The sequence below is a fragment of the Tardiphaga sp. genome, assembly GCF_028290495.1.
Lineage (GTDB): Bacteria > Pseudomonadota > Alphaproteobacteria > Rhizobiales > Xanthobacteraceae > Tardiphaga.
This window is the reverse complement of sequence record NZ_JAQGJT010000143.1, coordinates 20,359-27,273: the sequence shown is the minus strand read 5'-3', so window position 1 is coordinate 27,273 and position 6,915 is coordinate 20,359. Positions and strand designations below refer to the sequence as shown.

General features: G+C 62.9%; 6 protein-coding genes. 2 read left to right on the top strand and 4 right to left on the bottom strand.

The window, feature by feature from the left end; translation table 11 throughout:
* Window positions 1–71: 71 nt before the first annotated feature.
* Both flhA and JWQ24_RS21865 read left to right on the top strand, forming a co-directional pair.
* On the top strand, window positions 72–2,303 hold the full coding sequence (gene flhA / locus JWQ24_RS21870) for a flagellar biosynthesis protein FlhA (protein ID WP_299812501.1): 2,232 nt from the start codon (window positions 72–74) through the stop codon (window positions 2,301–2,303).
* Window positions 2,304–2,615: 312 nt separating this feature from the next.
* Window positions 2,616–2,816 (top strand): hypothetical protein, encoded by a 201-nt coding sequence (locus tag JWQ24_RS21865; RefSeq protein WP_299812500.1) that lies wholly within the window; start codon window positions 2,616–2,618, stop codon window positions 2,814–2,816.
* 300 nt (window positions 2,817–3,116) lie between these two features.
* Here the strand turns inward: JWQ24_RS21865 and JWQ24_RS21860 are convergent, their stop codons facing one another.
* From JWQ24_RS21860 to fliI, 4 genes are all read right to left on the bottom strand, one after another.
* Window positions 3,117–3,998 (bottom strand): anti-sigma factor, encoded by an 882-nt coding sequence (locus JWQ24_RS21860; protein ID WP_299812499.1) that lies wholly within the window; start codon window positions 3,996–3,998, stop codon window positions 3,117–3,119.
* Window positions 3,998–4,546: a sigma-70 family RNA polymerase sigma factor gene (locus JWQ24_RS21855; RefSeq protein WP_299812498.1), complete on the bottom strand. Its 549-nt coding sequence runs from the start codon at window positions 4,544–4,546 to the stop codon at window positions 3,998–4,000. The genes JWQ24_RS21860 and JWQ24_RS21855 overlap by 1 nt, the downstream gene beginning before the upstream one ends.
* Before the next feature lie 185 nt (window positions 4,547–4,731).
* A complete protein-coding gene (gene fliJ, locus JWQ24_RS21850; protein ID WP_299812496.1) occupies window positions 4,732–5,151 on the bottom strand; it encodes a flagellar export protein FliJ in 420 nt (139 codons plus the stop codon).
* Between the two features lie 109 nt (window positions 5,152–5,260).
* On the bottom strand, window positions 5,261–6,586 hold the full coding sequence (fliI, locus tag JWQ24_RS21845; protein ID WP_299812494.1) for a flagellar protein export ATPase FliI: 1,326 nt from the start codon (window positions 6,584–6,586) through the stop codon (window positions 5,261–5,263).
* Window positions 6,587–6,915: the final 329 nt, after the last annotated feature.

Below are 6,915 nucleotides of genomic sequence, written 5' to 3'. Positions count from 1 at the left end.
TTTGCTAACCATAAGCACGGCAAAAATTGCCGAGTGGAGTCGCGTGTCGTCAGCCGATCGGGAGAGTGCCCGTGGACGCCAGTACGGTGCCTCATCTGCGAACCGGCGGCCTTTCGGCCGCCGCGAAAACGTTCGGCGCTCGCGGGCGACAATCGCGAGGGGAAGCGACAAAGATGACGGATTTGGTGGCGGGTTCGGGTCTGCAGGCGCCGAAGGGCGGCTTCACCTTCACCGATCTGCGCACAATGGTGCTGCGCGGCGATCTGGCGCTGGCGTTCGGCGTACTGACCATCCTGGTCGTGCTGATCATGCCGCTGCCGTCGATGGTGCTGGACCTGTTCCTGGCCATCTCCATCACCATGTCGATCCTGATCCTGATGACGGCGCTGTTCATCCAGACGCCGCTGGAATTCTCGTCGTTCCCCACCGTGCTGCTGATCTCGACCATGCTGCGGCTGTCGCTGAACATGGCCTCGACCCGGCTGATCCTGTCGCGCGGCCACGAGGGCACCGCCGCGGCCGGCCACGTCATCGAGGCGTTCGGCAATTTCGTGATGGGTGGCAACTTCGTCATCGGCATCATCGTGTTTGCGATCCTGGTGATCGTGAACTTCGTCGTCATCACCAAGGGCTCGGGCCGCATCGCCGAAGTCGCGGCGCGCTTCACCCTCGACGCGATGCCCGGCAAGCAGATGGCGATCGACGCCGACCTGTCCGCCGGCCTGATCGACGAAGCCACCGCCAAGAAGCGCCGCAAGGACCTCGAGGACGAAAGCGGTTTCTTCGGCGCGATGGACGGCGCCTCGAAGTTCGTGCGCGGCGACGCCATCGCCGGCCTGCTCGTCGTGTTCATCAACATCATCGGCGGCATCATCATCGGCGTCGCCCAGCAGGGCCTGTCGTTCGGCGAGGCCGCGCGCACCTACACGCTACTGACCGTCGGCGACGGCCTGGTCACCCAAGTGCCGGCGCTGATCGTCTCGACCGCCGCCGGCCTGCTGGTGTCGAAAGCCGGCATTTCCGGCGCCGCCGACAAGGCGCTGATGAAGCAGCTCTCCGGCTATCCTCAGGCGCTCGGCATGTCGGCCGGCGTGATGCTGATGCTGGGGATGCTGCCTGGCATTCCGATGCTGCCGTTCCTGGCGCTCGGCGGCGGCGCCGGCTGGCTCGCCTGGAAGGCCAGCAAGCGCAACAAGGCGACCAAGGCGACCGAAGCCCATGAAGCCGCGGCGCCCGCGGTAGCCGCAGCGGCCGCTGCCGCGGCGGAGGAGCCGATCTCGGCCTCGCTGAAGATCGACGACCTCAAGATCGAGCTGGGCTACGCACTGTTGCCGCTGGTCAACGGCCCGGACGGCACCGATCGCCTGACCGACCAGATCAAGGCGCTGCGCAAGTCGCTGGCGGTGGAGATGGGCTTCGTGATGCCGTCGGTGCGCATCCTCGACAACGTGCAGCTCGAGGCCAACACCTACGTCATCAAGATCAAGGAAGTCGACGCCGGCACCGGCCGGATCTGGCCCGCGCAGTTCATGGTCATGGATCCCGGCGGCCAGCAGGTCAACGTGCCCGGCATCCACACCACGGAGCCGACCTTCGGCCTGCCCGCCACCTGGGTCGACGCCGCCTTGAAGGAAGAGGCAACGATGAAGGGCTATACCGTCGTCGATGCCGCCACCGTGCTGTCGACCCATCTTACCGAACTGCTGAAGGGCAACACCGCCGACCTGCTGTCCTACGGCGAAGTCCAGAAGCTGCTCAAGGATCTGCCGAAGGAACAGGGCGAGCTGATCAAGGACATCGTGCCGAGCCTGATCACCGTGTCCGGTATCCAGCGCGTGTTGCAATTGCTGCTGGCGGAGCGGATCTCGATCCGCGATCTCTCCACCATCCTCGAAGGCATAGCCGACGCGCTGTCGTTCTCGCGCAATCCGGCCACCGTGGTCGAGCATGTCCGCGCTCGCCTCGCCCGCCAGATCTGCGCGCAGAACACCTCGTACAACGGCTACCTGCCGCTGATCGCGCTGTCGGCAAAATGGGAGCAGGCCTTTGCGGAGTCGATCATCGGCACCGGCGAAGACCGCAGCCTGGCGATGCAGCCCTCCAGGCTGTCGGAGTTCATGACCACCGTGCGCGATCGTTTCGAGCAGGCGGCCCGCGAAGGCGAAGCGCCGGTGCTCGTCACCTCTGCTGCGATCCGTCCCTTCGTGCGCTCTCTGGTCGAGCGCTTCCGCGCCCAGACCACAGTGCTGTCGCAGGCCGAAATCCATCCCCGCGCCCGCCTGAAGACCGTCGGCAGCGTCTGAGCCGGCCCCAGGCTGCTCAAACGCGATGCATATTCGCCACAGACAAGCAGTTTGACAGAATGTCGCACCCCGCGCCGATGGCACGCAGAATTCCCGACAGGCGAATATATCATTGATTTAACGTACTAAATTTCAATATTCGGCAGACCGCGCCGCCGCTTGATCGCGTCCGATCAAGTCTTTTCACTGCCTTGTGATCGCATCTTTGGAACGTAAGGCCGCGCACCTACGTTCTTTACCATGAGATGTTGAACCTGCCCGACCGCAACCGACACCAACGGGCGTAGGCAGAGTAACGACAGGGAGCGTTCGATGAACCATTCGATTTACAGTGCCGATCGCATGACCCACCTGAAGGTGGTGGTCGTTGCTTTGATCGCCGGTATTTTCGTGGCCGGTCTGGGCGTCAGCGCCCGCATGAATTCGGACGAAGGCTACACGCAGACGGCGAAGGTCATCAAAGCCGGCAAGCCGGTGGCGGTGGGCACCACGAACGTCAGTCTGGTCCGCTAACTCATTCAGCCATTCGCGCGGCGATGTCCCCCAAGGTCGCTGTGTGAATCTACCGAAGCTCCACTTCCCCCCGGGTGGACTTCAAACGGAAAACGCCCGCTCCCCAACGGGCGTTTTTCTTTTGCGTGGATGCTTTCGCCGATCGACTACGATCGACCGGCAGTTTTTCACCAGCCTTTCCCCGTCATTGCGAGGAGCAAAGCGGCGCGGTAATCCAGAAAGCCGCATGCGCCGTGAGAGCTAGATTGCTTCGTCGCAATGACGGCTGATAGGCCAGCGATAATCGAGAGTGTTTCCCTACTACCGTGCCGGGGGCGGCACCGTCTCGATCAGCTTGCCGGTGAACACGATCGGACCGGTCGCGCTGCCCGTCGGCGAACCGCCCTCGGGCTCCACGGTGACGGCGTAGGTCGCCTGACTGACCATTGCCGGATCATACGCCGCCAACGCTGCCGCCGTCGTGAAGTCGTGGCTGCCGATCACGCCAAGCGAGCGCGGCGCCTGCAATTTGTCGGACACGATCCAGAGCTCATAGTCTTTGCCCGGCTGCTGCGTTGCGCCGACCTTGCGCACGGTGAAATTCTTGGTGGCGGCATCGACCGTAAGAATGAACGCCGGCGACGTGGCGTCGGTCTGCAACAATGCGACGTACTGCGCCTGTGCGACGGACGGAAGCGGTGCCGGCGGCCGAAGCTGCGCCACCTGCTGTGTCTTCGGACGCAAGCCCTCGGGCAGCAAATCCGGGCGGGTGGCCTGCAGCCCGATCATCGCGACCAGGGCAGCAGCGATCGCCGTCATGCCGGTGGCGATATTGCGCCAGCGGCTGGCCTTTCGCGAAAACGCGATGACGTTCGAACTATCACTCGAGGAACCGGCCGACGAACCTTGTTCGGTAGAGTCAGTCGCAACGACCGCCGGCTCCGGCATCGCCGGAAGCACCAGCGCCTGCTGCACGCCGGACAGACCGGCTGCGACCCTGATCCGCTCCCACACTTCGGGGCCGGGTTCGACCGGTCCGACCATCTGGTTGAGCACATCGAGCTTGCGCGACCACGCATCGACCAGCGCGACAAAATCCTTGTCGACGGCCATCATGGCGTCGGCCTGCGCGCGCTCGTCAGCATCGAGAGTGCCGAGCACATATTCCGCAGCGAGCGCGATATGGTCTTCGCTATAGGCCATCATGCGATTCCCAGACACTCCCGGATGTCCAACATGCTGCGACGCAGCCATGTCTTCACCGTATTAACAGGGGCCTCGAACTTGACCGCGAGCTGATCGCGGCTCCATCCATTGTAGTAAGCAAGCAGCACCAATTTCTGGCGGTCCGGCTCAAGCCGTCCCACGCACTCCAGCAAGCGCTTCAACTCTTCGGTCATTTCCCGACGCGCGAGCGGATCGGGTGTATCGGCGGCGACTTCCATCGCGGCCGGCTCTTCCTCGATCGATACTTCGCTCTTCTTGCGCACGACATCGATCGCGCGATTGCGGGCAATTGATACCATCCACGTGATCGGCGAAGCTAGGCCGGGATTGAACTGTCCGGCGCTGTTCCAGATCTTGACATAGGCCTCCTGGATGACTTCCTCCGCGAGATCCTGTCTGCGTAATATACGGAGCACCACGCCGAAGAGTTTCGCGCGCGTTGCGGCGTAGAGGCGCTCGAAAGCGACCTCGTCCCCCTTTGCAACTGCAGCGATCAACCAGACCAGCTCAGCCGGCGTCAGCATCAACTACCCTCAACCTCAAGAAATCCCACCGCTATTTGCCTGCGTCCGGACGCGGTTACAGCCTTCGTAACATACTTTTGCGGTATCGGGCCATGGCGCAACACAGGCTGAGGACGGCGCGCAAAGAAAAGCCCGGACCTCGCGGTCGGGGCTCGATATCGTTGCAACCGGAGAAGCCAGCCGGCTCAGGCGACGGCGCCCATGCGGGCGCGCATCAGGCCGATGCTGTCGAGGTCTGCCTGTTCGCGGGCGCTTTCCTCGGCGCGTTCGCGGGCCTGGTCACGCTCGTCGAGCAGTTCGACCTTCTTGAGTTCCTCGAAGGCTTCGGTGAGCAAGCTCTTGGCGTCCTCGAGCTGGATGCGCAGCTCGTCGGCGGAGCGCGTCAGGTTCTCGCGGCGCTGGATCGCAGCCTTGGCGTAGGTCGGATAGGCGAAGTGCGCGGGGTCCTGGATTCCGGCGCGGTCCTGCTCGGTCTGGATCTCGCGCTCGAGATCGACCGACATGCGCTGGAAATCGGCAATCATGCCCTCGATCTGGTTGACCCGGCGGCGCTTCTCGTCGACCTGAAACTTCTTCAAACGGATCAGCGTGTCACGTGACTTCATCGACTCGTACTCCCCAGAAGTCCCAAATTGTACGCGGGACACCACCGGCCTCCCGCAAGGGACATTCCGGTACAAACTCTACTCTGAGATTGATGATGGCCTGACAAAGTTAGCGTTCCGTTTCCAAACTACCAATGATTTGCTCTAGTTGCCTGTATCCGTCGCCCAAACTCGAGACTTCCTCCTTGCGCTGGCGCAGGAAGGTCTCCAGCGGCTCGTGCAACCGGATCGCCTCGTCGACCTCCGGACTGGAACCGGCGCGGTAGGCGCCGAGCCGGATCAGCTCTTCCATGTCGGAATAGGTCGCCATGATCTGGCGCGCGCGCGTAATGGTCGGCAGGAATACCGGATCGCAGGATTTCGGCATCGTCCGCGATACCGATTTGAGAATGTTAATGGCTGGATAACGACCGCGCTCGGCGATCGCGCGCTGCATCACGATATGCCCGTCGAGAATGCCGCGCACCGCGTCGGCGACCGGCTCGTTGTGATCGTCGCCATCGACCAGCACCGTGAAGATGCCGGTGATCGACCCCTCATCGGTGCCGGGCCCGGCCCGCTCCAGCAGCTTCGGCAATTCGGTGAACACGGTCGGCGTATAGCCCTTGGCGGTCGGCGGCTCACCGACGGAAAGGCCGATCTCACGCTGTGCCATCGCAAAGCGCGTGACCGAGTCCATCATGCACATGACGTCCTTGCCCTCGTCGCGAAAGTATTCAGACACCGACATGGTGAGGTAAGCCGCCTGGCGTCGCATCAGCGCCGGTTCGTCGGAGGTCGCCACCACTACGACGGCGCGCGCCAGCCCCTCCTCGCCCAGATCTTCCTGCAGGAACTCCTGCACCTCGCGGCCGCGTTCGCCGATCAGCCCGATCACCGAGACGTCGGCATCGGCATTGCGCGCCAGCATCGACAGCAGCACAGACTTGCCGACGCCGGAGCCGGCGAAGATGCCCATGCGCTGACCGCGGCAGCAGGTCAGGAAGGTGTTGAGCGAGCGCACACCGAGATCGAGCGGCGCACCGACCCGCTTGCGCGAATGCGCCGGCGGCGGCGAATTGCGGTACGGCATCGGCACCGGTCCCTGCAACAGCGGCCCCTTGCCGTCGATCGGCTCGCCCATCGCATTGATGACGCGACCAAGCCACGCCATCGACGGCCGCACCTGGCTGGCGGCATTGGCGATCACCGCACGGCAACCGCGCCGCACGCCCTCCAGCCCGGCAAACGGCATCACCACCGCATTGTCGCCGGAGAAGCCGATCACCTCGGCCGGGATGAAACGGTTGGTGCCGGTCTCGATCACGATCCGCGCCCCGACCGACATCGCATGGATGGGACCGGCGATCTCGACCATCAGGCCGCGCACGCCGACCACCCGGCCGTAAATGTTGACGCCGTCGAGGTCGGCAATCTGTTCCGCGAGCGCCTTCATTGCGAAACCCTTAAGTTTCCAAGCATTGCTGGCTGGCTCTTAACCTGGTGTTTACCCGCATCGTTAATCATTACGTCATTGTCTGAGACACTGAGAGCACCCGCTTTTCAGAATGAAGGGCGAGTCGATGGAGTCGGTTACCGCCGGCTCCTAATGTGGAGCTTGAACGACAACGGGAACAAAAAACGCCTTTACCGCAATATCTTATGGCGATTCGACAAAAATTGCACGGTTTGGTCTTGCGGAGAGGAATCAGGTTTTGTTAACCATATGTCGTCAGGATCCGAATCAGTTGTTCAAAGGCGTTTTTTGGTGCCGCAAGTGCGGCC

Coding starts and splice junctions, on each gene's coding strand:
- JWQ24_RS21865 (WP_299812500.1), top strand. CDS start 2,616: ATGAACCATTCGATTTACAGTGCCGATCGCATGACCCACCTGAAGGTG.
- JWQ24_RS21860 (WP_299812499.1), bottom strand. CDS start 3,998: ATGGCCTATAGCGAAGACCATATCGCGCTCGCTGCGGAATATGTGCTC.
- JWQ24_RS21855 (WP_299812498.1), bottom strand. CDS start 4,546: ATGCTGACGCCGGCTGAGCTGGTCTGGTTGATCGCTGCAGTTGCAAAG.
- fliJ (WP_299812496.1), bottom strand. CDS start 5,151: ATGAAGTCACGTGACACGCTGATCCGTTTGAAGAAGTTTCAGGTCGAC.
- fliI (WP_299812494.1), bottom strand. CDS start 6,586: ATGAAGGCGCTCGCGGAACAGATTGCCGACCTCGACGGCGTCAACATT.